The sequence below is a fragment of the Psychrobacter sp. TWP2-1-2 genome (genome assembly GCF_049896785.1).
GTDB lineage: Bacteria > Pseudomonadota > Gammaproteobacteria > Pseudomonadales > Moraxellaceae > Psychrobacter.
On sequence record NZ_JAFCVA010000002.1, the window covers coordinates 351,968 to 368,655 of the forward strand.

Below are 16,688 nucleotides of genomic sequence, written 5' to 3' on the forward strand. Positions count from 1 at the left end.
CAGCAGATAGGCTACTGACTATTTTGAAATGAGGAAGGCAGGAATATTAATTATTAGCGTAGAGTGCGAATCATTGGGAGTTATGATGGACTTCGTTCAATAAATTTTTTGCGTGAAAGGTCAACTTCCAAAGTTCTTGCGAGACACGAGTGCCATAGGTTGTGAGCTGGATCCAGTTTGCACCCACTAGCTGACGTTGTAGCTGGTTCAAATCATCTTGTGAAATTTGGCAGCGCGAGACTGCATGGACATTCGGCATCTCTTTTTTGATGTCTTGCTCAGCTTTTGACGCTATTAAGCGATTCACAGCATTTTGCAAGCCATAGCTCGAAAAGGTCGCTGGTATTTTCATCAAGGCGATCAATATCTCTTGCCATGTTAAGGTCAAGGGTCTGGTAACATCGGTTAGGTTGCCACCTGCATAAGCTTGAGCACTATATTGAATATCAAAAGCTTCTAACAATATAATAGGCTTACTCACATCATCAGAGACGAATTCATCAGCAGGTGGGCTATTTTTCTTTAGCGTTTTGTCAGTAGACAATAGATCTGCAAACCGTTCCGCCACGGTTTGCTTGCTAAATTTAATCATTTCCTCATTAGCTCTCAGCCATCCACCAACGACCTGATGATTGGTCACTGCGTTATAGTAAGCTTGCACGAGCAATGGCTCAATATCCGTTTCTGTATCATAATAATATATTTTGTTGTCTTGCCGGGTCACCGACTTAATAAATTCTTGCAGTTGACGACTGATACTCGCATCTGGATGATGATTTTTGATTAAGATGAGTAACGGTTTGAGCTTGGCTTTGGCATTCAAATAGCTCAAATGCATTTGGCTAACGCCATTCCTTTGCACGGTGCCATAACTGTCTCCAATGAGCATCAGTGCATAATCGCAGGAGTCGATACATTGTCGACCATATAGCGATGCTTTTGGCAATTGGCTCGACACATCATAGGTCAAGAAAGCCCGCGACTGAAAAAATATCGCCAAGCTGTCCAAGACCAACAATTGATCATTGTCAGCGCATATGATATGAATATGATAGCGACGGTCTGGCACAATCACCTCTAAGCTTAGGTCATGACATAGAATAATATGATATAAAATAGAGCACAAATATCTTGTTTTGCACAGCCTAGCATAATCTTATAAAAATAAGCTCAATTTATTTTGATTATATCAATATTATGGTTATGGGTTTGTATAAATACCTTTAGCTGTGCCTATTTAGAATAGTATTGCAAGATGGCGTCTTTGCCAAGCAAACGCGCTATTAAAGTACCTAGTTTATCATCGAACTTAGTCGCATAAAAAATCAATGGCGGTCGAGTGACAACTTTTGTTTTGTCAGTTGTTTCTAAACAATGACCATCTGAGGTATTGTCAACCAATGCAGACAGCTGGTTTGCAGCCAATAGCTGCTTAACTCGCTCAGCAATCGCTTGTCCAGAATCAACGACCTGCATCGCCAATTGCTGCTGAGCAATCTCATCTAACAAAAACGTTTTGAAAAACGGATAGTGCGTACAGCCTAGTACCAATTGATCAACGCCATCATGAGCAAATAATGTGAGCTGCTGGCGTAATCTTAAAGCAGTATCGTCCTGCTCTGGCATTCCTGCCTCGACCCAAGGTACCAATTGCGGATCAAAATATTTGGTCACTACCATATTGTTGGGTTTAGCAAAGTGATCGATGACCTCATTAAGCAATGTGCCATTCAAGGTAGCCTTAGTCGCTAAAACGACCACGCGACCAATTTTGCTCGCTGATATGGCGGGCTTTAGCGCCGGGACTAATCCGACGATAGGTAGCTGCGGATAACGCCGTCTGGCTGTTCCCAAAGCATAGGCTGAGGCGCTATTACAAGCAATAACAATGAGCTTGCAGCCCTGCTCATACAGCCAATCAACGGCTGTTAAAGTCAACGCTTCAATATCGGCGCTATCACGATTACCATAAGGCACATTTAAGGTGTCTGCATAATAGACATAACGCTCGGCAGGCAACTGCTGTGCCAAATGTAGATAAACAGACAGTCCACCGACACCAGAGTCAAACAATCCAATTGGCGCATTGCGCTTTTTATTATTTACAACTGTGCCAATATTCGTTTTATGGATGTCAGCTTTAGCATTAGTTGCACTATCGACATGCTCAACATGTTTACCATCAAGGCTATCTAAGCGCATTTTCACCCTATTTAAGCTATTACTTGCAGCAATATCCATCACTACTCTACTACCATTTTTATATACATATCGTCATCTTTAAGCTGTTTGCTATTTGCTGTTTGCTGTTTGCTGTTTGGCATACTACAGTAATTATCTGGTGATTTATCGCTATAGTCGGTTCAATATAATTTGGATACAATGAGGGCAAGCAAAAGTACTACAAATAGTAGACTAAGCGAACCTGATACCGTATCTGATTTATATGGGATTGACTATATCTAAACCGTAAATTATTTGACGGACACATAGTTTTGAGCCCTTGCGTTAACTGTCTGGCATCGACAGCTCATAGGATTTTCCGCCACTTTGTAATGTCAGTATCGTCTCACCATTTTGCTCTGTCAATTCGCCAATTTCGGTCAAGTGATAAAAAGTATTACGCCCAATAAGTGCGTCCAAACCATTTCTAACGGGCATATAAGGACGTACCTGCATATCCATTGCTGTCTGCCGATCAATCGTATCATTGTCTGTAGGATTATACGCCTTTAATGTGATGGTGTGCTCATCATCTAAACGCACCACATCGCCAGTCGTCGTGGTAAATTCTAACCAACGGTTATTGCCTTCGTTGACGATACCGACGTCATTGATTAATAAAGGGGCATCTTCAACTTGGATACGGATTTTCTGTACTGGCGTCTTCAAAAAATATTCAATGATGCCATTATTGTCTTCTTTCCATAAAATAGTCGCAAATAAGCTCACCAATGACTCTCTGGTCATTTGCCCTCCTTCATGCCACCACTCGCCATTTGCCTTTATGACCAGATCCATATCGGCCACATCTTTTGGGTGCCATTTATCCAATGGTGGGATGGCACGTCCCTCACGTTTGCCTACGGTAGACTTTAGATACTGACTGAGCGAATCCATATTACTTAGCTCAGATGGCACGTCTTTTGGCGGTTTAGCTGCCGATTCATCGTTTTGAATTATGTCTTCATTATTGTTATTCATCTTATAATCCTTTACTTAGCATTCAAAGTTTGGCAAATCTATTATTACTATAAATTTTAGTTTCGGGTATGATGAAAACATATCATCTTAGCACCCTCATTAGTTCAATCTTACCTTAACATCGATACTCATAAATGCGTATCGTGTTTGTAGGACTTTTCTTTTATAATGAGTAACGATTTTTTATTGAAATGGTCAAGTGGGTGTTGTGTTAATGACACATTTTACGTGATGTGTTGATATCCTTAAATACATGGATCTCAACAGTAACATGGTCAATTGATGTCGCAAAGACAGTTTTTATCGGGCAGCCATATGTCTGAGTAATGTTAGCGCCGCAAGTCTATTGTTCAATTGTTAAGCTAATGATGCCCTGAGATAAGCCACTAAAAGTTTAGGAGTAGGTATGCAAGAGCAAGACAATCAAAAGCCAGTCATTGATAGTGACACTGTGAATACTGACCCATCAGTAGCGACAGAGACGGCAAATCTAGATAAAGCAGAGTCAGCCGTTGTGACCCAAGAAGTGCCAGCTGAAACAGTCGCTATCGACAAAGCGCCAGAGCCAGTAGTAGAAGCTGTCGCGGCAGAGCCTGAGATTGAACGTGAGTCCATGGAATTTGACGTTATCATCGTCGGTGGTGGACCTGCTGGGCTATCTGCTGCTATCCGCCTGCGTCAGCTCGCTATCGCTGCTGGTAATGATGAGTTTATGGTTTGTGTGGTCGAAAAAGGTTCTGAGTTTGGTGCGCATACCTTATCAGGTGCTGTCATCGAACCGCGCGCTTTGAACGAGCTGATACCAGATTGGAAAGAAAAAGGCGCGCCGCTTAATGTGCCAGCGACCGAAGATCGCTTTTATTATTTAAACTCAGCCACGCGCTCTACTAAAGTACCTGACTCGTTGATTCCAGGACCGATGCACAACAATGGCAACTATATTGTCTCATTGGGCAATGTGGTGCGCTGGTTGGCGGTACAAGCTGAAGAGCTTGAAGTCATGATGTTCCCAGGCTTCCCTGCAGATGATATTTTATATAACGATGATGGTTCTGTACGTGGTGTCTTAACGGGCGATATGGGTGTGGCTGCCAATGGCGAAGCCAAGCCTAGCTTTGAGCCAGGTTATGAGCTACTTGCTAAATACACTATTTTTGCCGAAGGCAGCCGTGGTCATTTAGGTAAGCGCTTAATCAGCCGTTTTGATCTTGATAAAGACTCAGATCCTCAGCATTATGGTATCGGTCTAAAAGAGCTGTGGGACGTAGCCCCTGAGAAACACGAGCAAGGCGTGGTCATGCACGGTCTTGGCTGGCCATTGACCGAAACAGGCTCTACTGGTGGCTGGTGGTTATACTTCGATGAAAATAACCAAGTAAGCTTTGGTCTTGTCGCTGACTTGTCTTACCACAACCCATATATGTCGCCATTCGATGAGATGCAGCGCCTAAAGACCCATCCCGTCATCAAAAACGTATTGGAAGGCGGCAAGCGTATCTCTTATGGCGCACGTGCTTTGACCAAGGGTGGCTTAAACTCTCTACCGAAATTTACTTTCCCAGGTGGTGTCTTGGTTGGTGATAATGCTGGATTCTTGAACCCTGCTAAAATCAAAGGCACACACACATCGATGAAGTCAGGCATGCTAGCCGCCGAAGCCATTTTTGAGGCACTACAAGCTGATCGTCAGCATGATGAAGTCGTTGCTTATACCACCATGTATAAAGAGTCGTGGTTGTATCAAGACAACTATGAGTCACGCAACTTCTCGCCTGCAATACATCGCATGGGTCTGTTTATGGGCGGTGCTTTTACCTTTATCGAGCACAACTTATTAAAAGGTAAAATGCCGCTTACCTTACATGACAGCCTGCCAGATTATGATCAGTTAGAGCGTGCCAATCATGCTTTTCAGCCAACCTACCTCAAGCCTGATGGTAAACTGGTATTTGACAAGCTGTCATCGGTATTTATCTCTAATACCAACCATGCAGAAGACCAGCCGGTACATTTGAAACTGACTGATCCAACGGTACCTGTTTCAATTAACTTACCGCTATATGCTGAGCCTGCTCGTTTATACTGCCCAGCCGGTGTATATGAAATAGTAAAAGATGCCGAAGGAGCTAAGTTTGTGATCAATGCGCAAAACTGTGTGCATTGTAAAACTTGTGATATCAAAGATCCTTCACAGAATATCACTTGGGTAACGCCAGAAGGTGGCGGTGGCCCTAACTATCCTAATATGTAAATATAAACAATATTAGGATTACTCGCTGATACTAAAAACCGCTCTTATGAATTCATAAGGGCGGTTTTTTTAACTTCGAAACATGAGACAAGTTTATCTTTAATCAGGTGAGATTAATCTGTCCATGCATCACGATTGGCTTCGTTTTTCAGCTTCACAAAGTCATCAGGATTAAACTTAATTTGATCGCCAGTTTTACCTTCTTTAATCTGACGCTCGTAATCACGCAATATGCGCAGTGCTACGGGTGACAAGATTAAAATAGCCACTAAGTTAACGAGCGCCATTAGACCCATTGATAAGTCAGCGAAGTTCCATATGGCAGGAAGACTGGCAATAGCACCCACAAATACCATGCCAAGTACCATAAAGCGGAATATCATGATCATGACTTTGGCGTTTTTGGCACCAGAGATGAATTCAAGATTTGACTCACCATAGCTATAATTGGCAATGATAGAGGTGAAAGAGAAGAAGAAAATAGCAATCGCAACGAAAATCACGCCCATATCACCCACATACTGCGACAGAGCCAACTGAGTCAGCTGAATACCTTCTTGCTCAACACTAGGATCGACCACACCGGACAAAATAATAATCGACGCCGTTGCCGTACAAATGACAAGCGTATCCATAAATACACCCAGCATTTGCATAAATCCTTGCACCGCTGGATGATCGGGATGACTCTTCGCCGTTGCCGCCGCATTAGGCGCTGAACCCATACCCGCCTCATTTGAAAACAGACCGCGCTTGATACCGTTAATCATTGCCTGAGCAATACCATAACCAATCACCCCGCCTGCTGCTTGCTCAAAACCAAATGCCGATTTAACAATTAACACAATCGCCGCTGGGAATTGACTAAAATTCGTCACGATAATGAACAAGGCTAATAGGATATAAAGAATCGCCATCACGGGTACGATTTTACCCGCAATACGAGCAACCGAGCGTAAACCACCGAATACCACTGGCGCCACTAATACAACCAATACCAAGCCTGTCATCCACGTTGGGACCCCAAATGCTTCGTTGGTCGCTTGTGCGATGGTATTTGACTGCACGCCATTAAAGGCTAAGCCGAACGCTACTAATAAGCATAATGAGAAAAATATCGCTAGCCAGCGCTGACCAAGACCTTTTTCGATATAATAAGCCGGTCCACCGCGGTAAACATTGTCATTGTGCGGCACTTTATAGGCTTGTGCTAATGTTGATTCGATAAAACTGGTCGACATACCGACGATCGCAGTCATCCACATCCAAAACACGGCACCCGGACCGCCAAGGTAAATCGCGATTGCAACCCCTGCCAAGTTACCTGTACCGACCCGCGCCGCCAATGACGTCATCAGCGCCTCAAATGAGCTGATACCGCCATCTTTACGCCCTTGATTGGACACACGCAATAGCTGCCACATATGCCCAAAGTGGCGAAACTGAATAAAACGTGTGGCAATGGTAAAATAAAGACCCGCACCAATCAGTACGAACATCAGTAATCCATACCAAGGGTTACTTGCAATTAGCCAATCATTGTTGCCCCAAATAATACTGACACCATAATTGACGATGCTATTAAACCAACCTGCTATCCCTTCACCCATACTGCTATCCTCTCACTTACATTTTATACTGCTAGTATATTTTATGGATTGATGTGATTAATGATATTTAAAAATGCTTACTAATCCCTCTGCCTACTCATGAAACATTGAATACCTGATCAATATACTGGCAAAGTAAATCACTAACATCCTGTCGCTACATTTTAACTGACTAAAGATTATTTAACTATTTCAAACCTCTATTATAAAATTAAATAATTACGAACTTTTGTAAGTTGTTTAGATAAAGATCAAAAAAATATTTTTTATATGAAATATTGAAGAAAACTTTTGAGACTAGGTATAACAGATAGATTTTAAAACGTATTCATATAAACACCATTCCAAAAAAAATAGTCACTGCCATAATATTTATTGAGTAAAGTATTGGCTATATTTATAGAATGAATGACTTTTATTGCTAATAATGCTCTAATACCTCCATAAAACTAAATCCTTAATATAAATAAGGTTTTAGCACAGCACCTGAGCAACGGCCTTTTTTTTAGCTGGTCTCTCTAACATAAGTTGACCATGGTTTCCATAAAGCAAACATTTAGTTACATAAAGTAAATAAAATTTATTTATTGTTAATTAAGTCAATATTGTATATATTCCCAATAAGTTCATAAATATTTCTTGCAATACTTATTGGCATGAATAATAAGTTGAAATATTAATACAATATCATCAGGGATGATGAGCATAATAAGACAGAGGACTGTCAATCAATAACGACCCTCCTCCATAAATCCTCATCTCTATGTACTATAAATCCAGTCATTCTATAGCCCATAAATCTTGTTAGATGTTTAGGTTATAGTCGACCCACAGCCATATTTTACAATGTCATCTTTAGCAAAATCGAACCACAGAAAAGTATTTTTCGCAGTGTTTTAACTGATAGAAATCTGCTTTTTTTTCGATAATATTGGGTTACTTACTACTGGTTGGTCATTCTGCTTTATCAGCCTATAAACTGATTTTAGGATTCGTTTATAGACAACGTATCGAACTGTCTTCCATCATGTGATACATGCTAAAGCAAAATAACTTGTCAGGCTCAAATCAGTAATCTTGTTTTTATGTTAGGCAAAAGGAGTTGTCCTATGGAAAACCACAACGATCCATCCGGTTATTGGCGTGCCAATGTCCGTCTCATTTTAGGTAGCCTATTTATTTGGGCACTATGCTCATACGGGTTTGGGATTTTGTTACGTCCTCTCTTAGCAGGTATTAAAATCGGTGGTACCGACTTGGGCTTTTGGTTTGCTCAGCAAGGATCCATTGGGGTATTTATCGTTTTAATTTTCTTCTACGCTTGGCGTATGAATAAGTTAGATAAACAATACGGCGTAGACGAGGAATAGCCCCATGAGTCAATTTACGATTAATATTATTTTTGTAGGTCTATCTTTCGCTCTATACTTCGGTATTGCAATTTGGGCACGTGCTGGCACAACGAGTGAATTCTACGTAGCAGGCGGCGGTGTTCACCCTGTCGTCAACGGTATGGCAACGGCTGCTGACTGGATGAGTGCTGCGTCATTTATTTCGATGGCAGGTATTCTTGCCGCTGGCGGTTATGGCGCATCAACTTATTTGATGGGTTGGACAGGTGGTTATGTACTACTGGCAATGCTCCTAGCGCCTTATTTACGTAAATTTGGTAAATTTACGGTACCTGACTTCATCGGTGACCGTTTTTATTCAAAAACGGCAGCAATGATTGCCGTAGTTTGTTTGATTATCGCCTCAACCACATACGTTATCGGTCAGATGACAGGTGCCGGTGTTGCCTTCTCACGCTTCTTGGAAGTTGAAAACACTACTGGTCTACTGATTGCTGCGGTTGTTGTCTTCTTCTATGCTGTACTTGGTGGTATGAAAGGGATTACTTATACGCAGGTAGCGCAGTATGTGGTTCTAATGATTGCATATACCATTCCTGCTGTTTTCATCTCACTTGAGTTAACAGGCAATCCAATTCCAGGTTTGGGCTTGTTTTCAAACCATGTGGAAGCAGGGGTTCCTATCTTAACTAAGCTAGATCAGGTGGTTACTGATTTGGGTTTCACGGCTTATACCGCTGACGTTCCTAACAAACTAAACATGGTGCTATTTACCTTATCACTCATGATCGGTACAGCAGGTCTACCACACGTTATTATCCGCTTCTTCACCGTCCCTAAAGTCGCTGATGCGCGTTGGACAGCTGGTTGGACATTGGTATTTATCTCGCTATTATACTTCACTGCTCCTGCCGTAGGTGCAATGGCACGTTTAAACCTGATTGATACGATTTATCCACAAGGGGTAGCAGAAGCACCTATAAACTATGATCAACGTCCAGACTGGATGAAGACATGGGAAGATACCGGTCTTATTAAATATAATGATCTTAATAATGATGGTCGTATCCAAATGTACAACGACAGTGGTCTTGGTGCCGCTGAGCTTGCCTTGAGTGCTGCACAAGCGGATGGTGGCGATGTAGCCGCTGCCACTGCAGCCGTAGAGACTGCACGTGTCGCACAGGATCTAGAACTTGATGGACGCTTCACCGCAGCAGGCTGGAAGGGTAATGAGCTGGATGTCAATGCCGATATCTTAGTATTAGCTAACCCAGAAATTGCGAATCTTCCACCATGGGTTATTGGTCTTATCGCCGCAGGTGGTTTGGCAGCAGCGCTCTCAACAGCCGCAGGCCTACTACTCGCTATTTCGTCAGCGATCAGTCATGACTTGATTAAACGAAACCTTAATCCAAACATTACTGATAAAGGCGAATTGAGAGTTGCGCGTATTACGATGGGTGTTGCGATTGTAGTTGCTACTTGGTTAGGAATAAATCCACCAGGGTTTGCCGCACAGGTAGTCGCATTAGCATTCGGTATCGCTGGTGCATCGCTCTTCCCTGCACTAATGATGGGTATTTTCTCTAAACGGATCAATAATGTTGGTGCCATCGCTGGTATGCTAACAGGTCTGATTAGTATCCTTGTTTATATCTTTGTCTTTAAAGGTTGGTTCTTCATTAGCGGTACAGCGAACTTCCCTGATACGGCAGAGTATTGGTTGTTTGGTATCTCACCACTATCATTTGGTGCGATTGGGGCATTGCTTAACTTTATCGTAGCGTTTGCTGTCTCTTATGCTACTGCTCCCCCACCATTACACATTCAAGAGTTGGTTGAAAGTGTCCGCTCTCCACGTGGCGCAGGCGGTGCAGTCGACCACTAAGTGTATAAATGAGAATATATCTTCAGTTACTATATATCACTCACAGGCAGTAGCTGCTTGTGAGTGATTTTTTTATCTCTTATTTATTATAAAAAATGTTAGATTTTTGCTTTATTGAATATACTTTATTAACTATGCTTAGGGCGTGTTCTCAATTAAATCGATTACCCTCTAAATGGGCTAAAAATGGCTAAATTTTGCCAAACATCGTCAATAGCTTATCAATATTTCGATATTATTTTCGCTACTTTCCTTGTTTGACGGCAATTTATCTCATTTTTATGACCGTTTTTAAAATGAGGACACGCCCTAGTTAAAAGCGCTTAATTAAAAGTGCCTAACGCATTAAGGAAGATTTTATGCTTTTTGAGTTTATCGCTACCATTGCTGCCGCATTTGGCATGGCTGGTCTGGCACTCATTATAACTCACCTCAGTAAACTGGCTGGCAAACGTGCACCAAAGTGGCTTATTCCTTTTTTTGCTGCGATTGGTATGTTTGCCTTTCAAATACACCAAGAGTATAACTGGTATGGTCAGCAAGTGAGCAAGTTACCAGCAGGCGTGCAAGTCGTCAAAGTAGCAAAAAGCACCGAGTGGTTTCGCCCATGGTCTTATATCAAGCCGCAAATATTACGTTTTATCGCTGCCGATACCGCCAACGCTAGCGTACAGGTAGACAATCCAGATGTATATTTGGTTAATTTATATCTGTTTGAAAGACGCAGAAGTGTGCAGAAAGTACCACAAGTTATAGACTGTCGTATTCCTGCACGTGCCGATTATGTCATACCCGAAAAAGACAGTAAGCTAACGATTGATGAACATGTCAAGCAAACAACAGCATGGCGAGAGTTGGCAACAGATGACCCGTTGTTCATTAGTATTTGTACTGGTAAAAGCTAACCTCCTCATAAATATGCAAATAAAACCCTGCTAAAATATCTGATTACTAAGGGGTTTAAGACGGCTTATATTATAGTCATGTATTCAATTGCGCTGAGAAGTTGCGGTATAAGTATGCTTTGAATTAGCGCCTAACAGCAATCCAGCGCATAGACCACCAAAGTGCGCCGCAAACGAGATACCTTGTTGCGGCATCAATCCTTGCTTGATTGTCAACCAATAGCCAGTACCCATGACAATACAGGCAATCAAATAACCCCAACGCCGCGCAAATACAGCACCGCCTATCATATAGCCAAGCATCGCAAAGCATAACCCTGATGCGCCAACATGAATTGACAATGGCGAGCCAATGATCCAAGTAACCAATCCAGATGCGATAATGAGCTTAATCACTGTTCGATAAGCATTCTTTTCAAACAATCCAAACAAAAATAAAATTTGTAATAACGTCAAGGTGTTACCAAGCAAATGTGAAAAATTGCCATGCATCGTCCATGATGCAAATACTCCAATCATGCTGCCCACATCCAAGGCACGAGGCACAATTCCAAAGATATTCCACATGCCAAATAATGCCACTTCATTTAAAAAAAACATGCCCCACATCGGTATTAATACAAAAGCATATAAGCCTATAACCTGCTTTATTCGTATCATAATCAAGCTAAGCAGTTGCTGCCAATTCATATAATGCCCTATTCTTTTAATCCATGTTTTTAGCGATATTTTAATGACTCAGCGTAGCAGTGGAGCGTGTTACAGGCGTAAAATCTAACAATGCAGCCTCTTTGTCAGTCATCAAATAACTGTCACTATGTAATAACGACGTCGAGTGATAAGGCACTAAAGCGGTGGGTACAAAACGACGAGCGGCATCGATATGCTTGATAGAATCATCAAAAAAGATATGAGGTGCAAACGTTCTAAGTACAGCTGTTTTTTCTAAACCTCCTAAGAAAAACGCCATATCAACATTGACGCCCCACTCTCGCAATGTCTTAATCGCACGCAGATCAGCGGGTGCGTTGCGAGCTGTCACCAATGCAATCTTTATGGGAGAATACTTGAGACCAGCGGGTAGACGTTCCTGTAAATTTGATAGTTTAATCAACAGTTCAGCATAGGGGCCTTTTTCAATCGGTAAATCACGCATCTGTATTTCGCGATCGTGAAAAGCACGCAGTCCTTTTTGCTTGTACAGCAGTTCACCTGAATCATCAAACAGCACCGCATCACCATCAAAAGCAATACGTAGCTGATCGGTATCTAACTCATAGGTATTGACGGGGGTTGCGTCGAGTATCGCACAAGCGCAGATATTGGCATCAGCCACTTGCTGGGCATCTTCGCGATTGGTCGTCAAAAATAGATCGACATTGAAGTCTTTAATATAAGGAGCAACAGGACTGCCTGAAATAAATGCCGAGCGTGAGATAGTCAGCTCATGTTCAAGAATTGCATTGAGGACTTGAATGCCCGTATCTGGACTACTCTTTGAAACAATGACCACTTCCACCAAAGGTGTCTCAACCTCTAAATCTTGCATGCCATCATTGCAATAATTATTCAGATTTAATAGAGCTTTAATTAATGGGTAACCAGCACCTATACTGAGAGCATCGTTTTCACGCTTGGTCATATAGTCTCGAAACTCTTTTATGGCGCTTACAGGTCTCTGCTCTAGCAGCTCTAGCAAATAATTTTCTGATTCGGTTAAATCAAAAAGTGCCGTTGCAGAAATCGCGACGATGAGCGTATTACTAAAATCGACTGCCATGATTTTCTCTACTTATAAAGTTATCTATTCGGAAATGCCAACCAGTTTACTACATTCACAAGCCCTTAGAATGATAAGAAAAGTTATCCACGTATAATGTCATTTAGTATAAAAACTACTTTTTAAGTAATCAAAATGACCGCTCAGAAAGTGTCTCATAATGTAACTTTATGTGGAATAATTTAACCATAGAATTATTACGCCGATTTTTTCTTTTATCATAAAAAAGCCATATTGCTATGAAAACAATATGGCTCTATTAATGAACAATACAAATGAACGACGAAGCTATGATTTTCTAAGCTTACTTTTATCAATAGCGCTTACGTTAGCAGCACTAAAGATATCGCTGGAAAGGCGACCAAAATAACCAGTCTAATCAAATCAGAGACAATGAACGGTGCGACCCCGCGAAACATATCAGACAGCTTAATATGCGGTGCCATTGCCTTAATCACAAATATATTCATACCCATCGGCGGCGTAATCAGTCCAAGCTCTACTGTCAATACAGCGATGATACCAAACCATACGGGATCAAACCCTAACGCCACAATGATTGGATATACCACTGGAATAGTAATGACCAGCATCGCCAAAGCATCCATGAACAACCCTAAGAGGAAGTACATGATTAAGATACAGATCAGTACAATCATCGGGCTAACTGCTAATGTACCAATCCAAGTCGCTAGCGTATAAGACAAGCGTGAAACGGAGATAAAGTAACCCAAGGCTTCTGCACCCAGCAGCATAAAGAATACCACCGCTGATAATGCAAGCGTTTCAATCAAAGATTGCTTTAGACCTTTTATACGCATGCCTTTGGCAAAAGCATAAGCCCAAGAAACAAACGCACCGACTGCCGCTCCTTCTGTCGGAGTAAATAACCCAAAGAAAATACCAGCGATAATCACAATGAAAATAAAGCTAAATGGTATGAGTCCCGTCAATGACAGCAGCTTGGCTTTCCAAGAAGTAGGCTCACCGCGACGCGCTAAATGCGGCTTCCAGCGTACCATAATCATAACAGTGATTGAATACATCACCATGCCCAAAATCCCAGGCAAGAAACCAGCGATGAACATGTCACCGACTGACTGCTGGGTTAAGATGGCATAAACCAGTAGCGCAATGCTAGGCGGAATCATAATACCTAACGTGCCACCCGCTGCTAAAATACCACAGGCAAAACCTGGTTGATAACCATACTTCTCCATTTGTGGCAGCGCAACCTTGGTCATAGTGGATGCTGTGGCTAAGGATGAGCCTGAGATAGAAGCAAAAATACCAGACGATCCTATGCCAGCGATACCCAAACTACCCCTCACTCCACCAAAAATAGTTCGGGTAGCTTCAAATAATTTCCCTGCCATCCCTGAATGAGTGGCAAAAACTCCCATTAAAATAAATAAGGGAATCGCACTAAAGTCATACTTTGCCAAGACATCGACTGGGATGTCTTTGAGCATTTGTAATGCACCACTGGGCGCCGTCACTGCGCCAAAACCAACCAATCCAACACCTAACATGGCAAGCGCCACTGGAACTCGCAGGACAACAAGCAGGATCATGACGATTAAGCCGATAGCTCCAATAATTTCTGGACTCATGCGCCTGTCTCCTCGGCGTCAAAGAACTCGCCCGTTTTAAAGATATTAATGGATTCGATTAATGAGCGAATGGCAAGTAAGAGACTTAAAAATGCACTAAATGCATAGATGGGCATCATTGACAATCTAAGATCTTGAGTGACTTTACCGTATTCTATGGCATCAACAGCACTCTCATAAAGCCCCCAAACAAAAACGATACCAATGATAAAAAAGCCCATCATAAAGACGCCCATCATATAACCTTTAATGGCTTGCGGCATTTTTTGGGTAAAGACATCAACGATGATTTGTGAGCGTTCGACGAAAGAGCCAAAGGCAGCAAGTAAAGCAAAGAGCATGAAGTAAGAGACGATCTCTACACTGCCTTTAACAGTAAAGCCAAACTCACCACCAGTCAGCTTGAAAATATAACGAGCAGTCACATCGAGCATCGTTGTGAGAACAATAATAATAAGACTGATACCACCAATAAACTGGCATAATCTAGAGATTAGAATACTGATTTTTACTAAAAATGCCATGTGACACCTCCAATGGGTTATACCACTTTGCAAGCAGCACTGGCAGCTTTTGCTTTCTCATAGACACTATCAGCATCTAAACCCAAAGCATTGACATCACTTAGATATTTTTTAGTACCCTTTTCAAGTGGTCCTTTCCAATCAGGATCATTCAATGGATCAGGAATTTCAACGATCTCATCGCCTTTAGCTTTAGCAGCTTGAATGGCCATTTGATCATGCTTATCAAACACTTCACCAACTTTATTAGCCAATGCCATTCCTGAGTTTTTATCCAACACTTGCTTTAAATCATCAGGTAAGTTGTTATATTTATCCTTATTCATAGTAACCATCAGCGCCGAACTATAAAAAGGAATGTTGGTATGATATTTGGTGATTTCATCAATTTTGAACGCTGTTACGGCCTCCCAGGGAAAACTCAACCCATCGACGACGCCGCGCTGTAGCGAGGTATACATATCATTAGCAGGCAATCCTACTGGTGACGCCCCAGCACTTTCGATAATATCACCCGCGACCGCAGAAGGGCGGCGGATGCGCATGCCTTTCATGTCTTCAGGAGTCCGAATCAACTTATCCGTAGTATGCAGTGAGCCAGGCCCAGCGCCATACATAAATAGTAGATGTGAGTCTTCATACTCACTAGCAAGCGTGCCATCCTCATAAAGAGTCTGAAGCATACAACCCATTTGAGTCGCTGAGTTTGATAAACCAGGAAGTTCAGTGATTTGAGTTAAAGGAAAACGACCACTGGTATACCCATGTGCTTGTGAACCAATATCTATCGTACCTTTAGCAGCAGATTCGTACGTAACATCTGCTTTAGCAAGACCCGCGGAAGGATACAACTCTACTTTTAAGCGACCATTAGAATCTGTCTCTATTTGCTTTGCCCAAGGTTCAAAAACCTCCGTGCTAATAGAAGAGGTTGCTGGCCAAAAGTGAGAGAAGCGTAAAACGGTGATTTCTTGAGAGTTTACTGATGAGTCATCAGTCGTGTTAGCAGATTGGTTAGAGCAGCCTAAAAGACTAACAGCCGCTAAGGCACCAATTGAAAAAAGAGGAGCTAGCTCCATTATCAATTCCTTTTGATAATTGTGAAAATAGGAGTAATACATCACTGGTAAATAATCCAATCTATACCAGATGTAATAATTTACAAGTTTGAAATATGTCTTTTACATGCCTGTAATAAAAATCTAGTTTAAAATTAGCAGCTATAATGATATAAGTCAAATCATTTTGATGGCAAAGCTAGAAAATATATTCATAAAATTGCATAGCAATTAAACAAGAAAACTCGTCAATTCAAATAGAAAACGCACTTATAGAGTGTGAATTATAAAAACAGGTTAGACTAAGTATAATTTTATACTATCTTCTCAAACCGCGCGCAAAGAAAACCCCCTCCGCGAAAGCGGAGGGGGTTTTTCTTTAGAATAGAGAGCTGACGATGACCTACTCTCACATGGACGAATCCACACTACCATTGGCGCAATGATGTTTCACTTCTGAGTTCGGGAAGGGATCAGGTGGTGCCATCATGCTATTGTCG

General features: G+C 41.8%; 13 protein-coding genes and 1 rRNA gene. 4 read left to right on the forward strand and 10 right to left on the reverse strand.

All coding sequences use genetic code 11. The features are described from left to right. Nucleotides 1–70: 70 nt before the first annotated feature. From ACP7AE_RS03430 to ACP7AE_RS03440, 3 genes are all read right to left on the reverse strand, one after another. Nucleotides 71–1,069: a DUF4062 domain-containing protein gene (locus ACP7AE_RS03430; protein WP_426241341.1), complete on the reverse strand. Its 999-nt coding sequence runs from the start codon at nucleotides 1,067–1,069 to the stop codon at nucleotides 71–73. Nucleotides 1,070–1,233: 164 nt separating this feature from the next. Continuing rightward, nucleotides 1,234–2,241, reverse strand: a complete 1,008-nt coding sequence (gene murI, locus ACP7AE_RS03435) for a glutamate racemase (protein ID WP_426241343.1) — start codon at nucleotides 2,239–2,241, stop codon at nucleotides 1,234–1,236. A gap of 267 nt (nucleotides 2,242–2,508) precedes the next feature. Further along, nucleotides 2,509–3,204, reverse strand: coding sequence for a DUF1285 domain-containing protein (locus tag ACP7AE_RS03440; protein ID WP_426241345.1), 696 nt, complete (start codon nucleotides 3,202–3,204; stop codon nucleotides 2,509–2,511). 613 nt (nucleotides 3,205–3,817) lie between these two features. Between ACP7AE_RS03440 and ACP7AE_RS03445 the strand changes: the two genes are divergently transcribed. Then, nucleotides 3,818–5,455 carry an electron transfer flavoprotein-ubiquinone oxidoreductase gene (locus ACP7AE_RS03445; RefSeq protein WP_426241374.1) on the forward strand — a complete coding sequence of 546 codons (1,638 nt, stop codon included), beginning with the start codon at nucleotides 3,818–3,820 and terminating at the stop codon, nucleotides 5,453–5,455. A 113-nt stretch (nucleotides 5,456–5,568) separates the two neighbouring features. Here the strand turns inward: ACP7AE_RS03445 and ACP7AE_RS03450 are convergent, their stop codons facing one another. After that, nucleotides 5,569–7,065, reverse strand: coding sequence for an alanine/glycine:cation symporter family protein (locus tag ACP7AE_RS03450; RefSeq protein WP_060491926.1), 1,497 nt, complete (start codon nucleotides 7,063–7,065; stop codon nucleotides 5,569–5,571). Nucleotides 7,066–8,174: 1,109 nt separating this feature from the next. Between ACP7AE_RS03450 and ACP7AE_RS03455 the strand changes: the two genes are divergently transcribed. The 3 genes from ACP7AE_RS03455 to ACP7AE_RS03465 all read left to right on the forward strand — a co-directional run bounded on the left by ACP7AE_RS03455 (nucleotide 8,175) and on the right by ACP7AE_RS03465 (nucleotide 11,213). Continuing rightward, nucleotides 8,175–8,435: a DUF4212 domain-containing protein gene (locus tag ACP7AE_RS03455; protein ID WP_045448034.1), complete on the forward strand. Its 261-nt coding sequence runs from the start codon at nucleotides 8,175–8,177 to the stop codon at nucleotides 8,433–8,435. 4 nt (nucleotides 8,436–8,439) lie between these two features. Continuing rightward, nucleotides 8,440–10,308, forward strand: a complete 1,869-nt coding sequence (locus ACP7AE_RS03460; RefSeq protein ID WP_201540773.1) for a sodium:solute symporter family protein — start codon at nucleotides 8,440–8,442, stop codon at nucleotides 10,306–10,308. A 359-nt stretch (nucleotides 10,309–10,667) separates the two neighbouring features. Then, complete coding sequence (locus ACP7AE_RS03465; protein ID WP_201540772.1) at nucleotides 10,668–11,213, forward strand: hypothetical protein; 546 nt, start codon at nucleotides 10,668–10,670, stop codon at nucleotides 11,211–11,213. An 84-nt stretch (nucleotides 11,214–11,297) separates the two neighbouring features. Here the strand turns inward: ACP7AE_RS03465 and ACP7AE_RS03470 are convergent, their stop codons facing one another. The 6 genes from ACP7AE_RS03470 to rrf form a co-directional block, all read right to left on the reverse strand. Continuing rightward, entirely contained in the window at nucleotides 11,298–11,903 is a 606-nt protein-coding gene (locus ACP7AE_RS03470) for a rhomboid family intramembrane serine protease (RefSeq protein WP_045448040.1), read from the reverse strand. Nucleotides 11,904–11,943: 40 nt separating this feature from the next. Then, the gene (locus ACP7AE_RS03475) at nucleotides 11,944–12,993 is read right to left on the reverse strand and encodes a 5'-nucleotidase (RefSeq protein WP_055125847.1); all 1,050 of its coding nucleotides are present in this window, start codon (nucleotides 12,991–12,993) and stop codon (nucleotides 11,944–11,946) included. 323 nt (nucleotides 12,994–13,316) lie between these two features. Further along, the gene (locus tag ACP7AE_RS03480; protein WP_045448043.1) at nucleotides 13,317–14,606 is read right to left on the reverse strand and encodes a TRAP transporter large permease; all 1,290 of its coding nucleotides are present in this window, start codon (nucleotides 14,604–14,606) and stop codon (nucleotides 13,317–13,319) included. After that, nucleotides 14,603–15,130: a TRAP transporter small permease gene (locus tag ACP7AE_RS03485; protein ID WP_426241349.1), complete on the reverse strand. Its 528-nt coding sequence runs from the start codon at nucleotides 15,128–15,130 to the stop codon at nucleotides 14,603–14,605. The genes ACP7AE_RS03480 and ACP7AE_RS03485 overlap by 4 nt, the downstream gene beginning before the upstream one ends. Before the next feature lie 17 nt (nucleotides 15,131–15,147). Beyond that, complete coding sequence (locus ACP7AE_RS03490; protein ID WP_426241351.1) at nucleotides 15,148–16,209, reverse strand: TRAP transporter substrate-binding protein; 1,062 nt, start codon at nucleotides 16,207–16,209, stop codon at nucleotides 15,148–15,150. Between the two features lie 369 nt (nucleotides 16,210–16,578). After that, a 5S ribosomal RNA gene (gene rrf / locus ACP7AE_RS03495) occupies nucleotides 16,579–16,688 on the reverse strand; the annotation flags it as partial.

Coding starts and splice junctions, on each gene's coding strand:
- murI (WP_426241343.1), bottom strand. CDS start 2,241: ATGGATATTGCTGCAAGTAATAGCTTAAATAGGGTGAAAATGCGCTTA.
- ACP7AE_RS03440 (WP_426241345.1), bottom strand. CDS start 3,204: ATGAATAACAATAATGAAGACATAATTCAAAACGATGAATCGGCAGCT.
- ACP7AE_RS03445 (WP_426241374.1), top strand. CDS start 3,818: ATGGAATTTGACGTTATCATCGTCGGTGGTGGACCTGCTGGGCTATCT.
- ACP7AE_RS03450 (WP_060491926.1), bottom strand. CDS start 7,065: ATGGGTGAAGGGATAGCAGGTTGGTTTAATAGCATCGTCAATTATGGT.
- ACP7AE_RS03455 (WP_045448034.1), top strand. CDS start 8,175: ATGGAAAACCACAACGATCCATCCGGTTATTGGCGTGCCAATGTCCGT.
- ACP7AE_RS03460 (WP_201540773.1), top strand. CDS start 8,440: ATGAGTCAATTTACGATTAATATTATTTTTGTAGGTCTATCTTTCGCT.
- ACP7AE_RS03465 (WP_201540772.1), top strand. CDS start 10,668: ATGCTTTTTGAGTTTATCGCTACCATTGCTGCCGCATTTGGCATGGCT.
- ACP7AE_RS03470 (WP_045448040.1), bottom strand. CDS start 11,903: ATGAATTGGCAGCAACTGCTTAGCTTGATTATGATACGAATAAAGCAG.
- ACP7AE_RS03475 (WP_055125847.1), bottom strand. CDS start 12,993: ATGGCAGTCGATTTTAGTAATACGCTCATCGTCGCGATTTCTGCAACG.
- ACP7AE_RS03480 (WP_045448043.1), bottom strand. CDS start 14,606: ATGAGTCCAGAAATTATTGGAGCTATCGGCTTAATCGTCATGATCCTG.
- ACP7AE_RS03485 (WP_426241349.1), bottom strand. CDS start 15,130: ATGGCATTTTTAGTAAAAATCAGTATTCTAATCTCTAGATTATGCCAG.
- ACP7AE_RS03490 (WP_426241351.1), bottom strand. CDS start 16,209: ATGGAGCTAGCTCCTCTTTTTTCAATTGGTGCCTTAGCGGCTGTTAGT.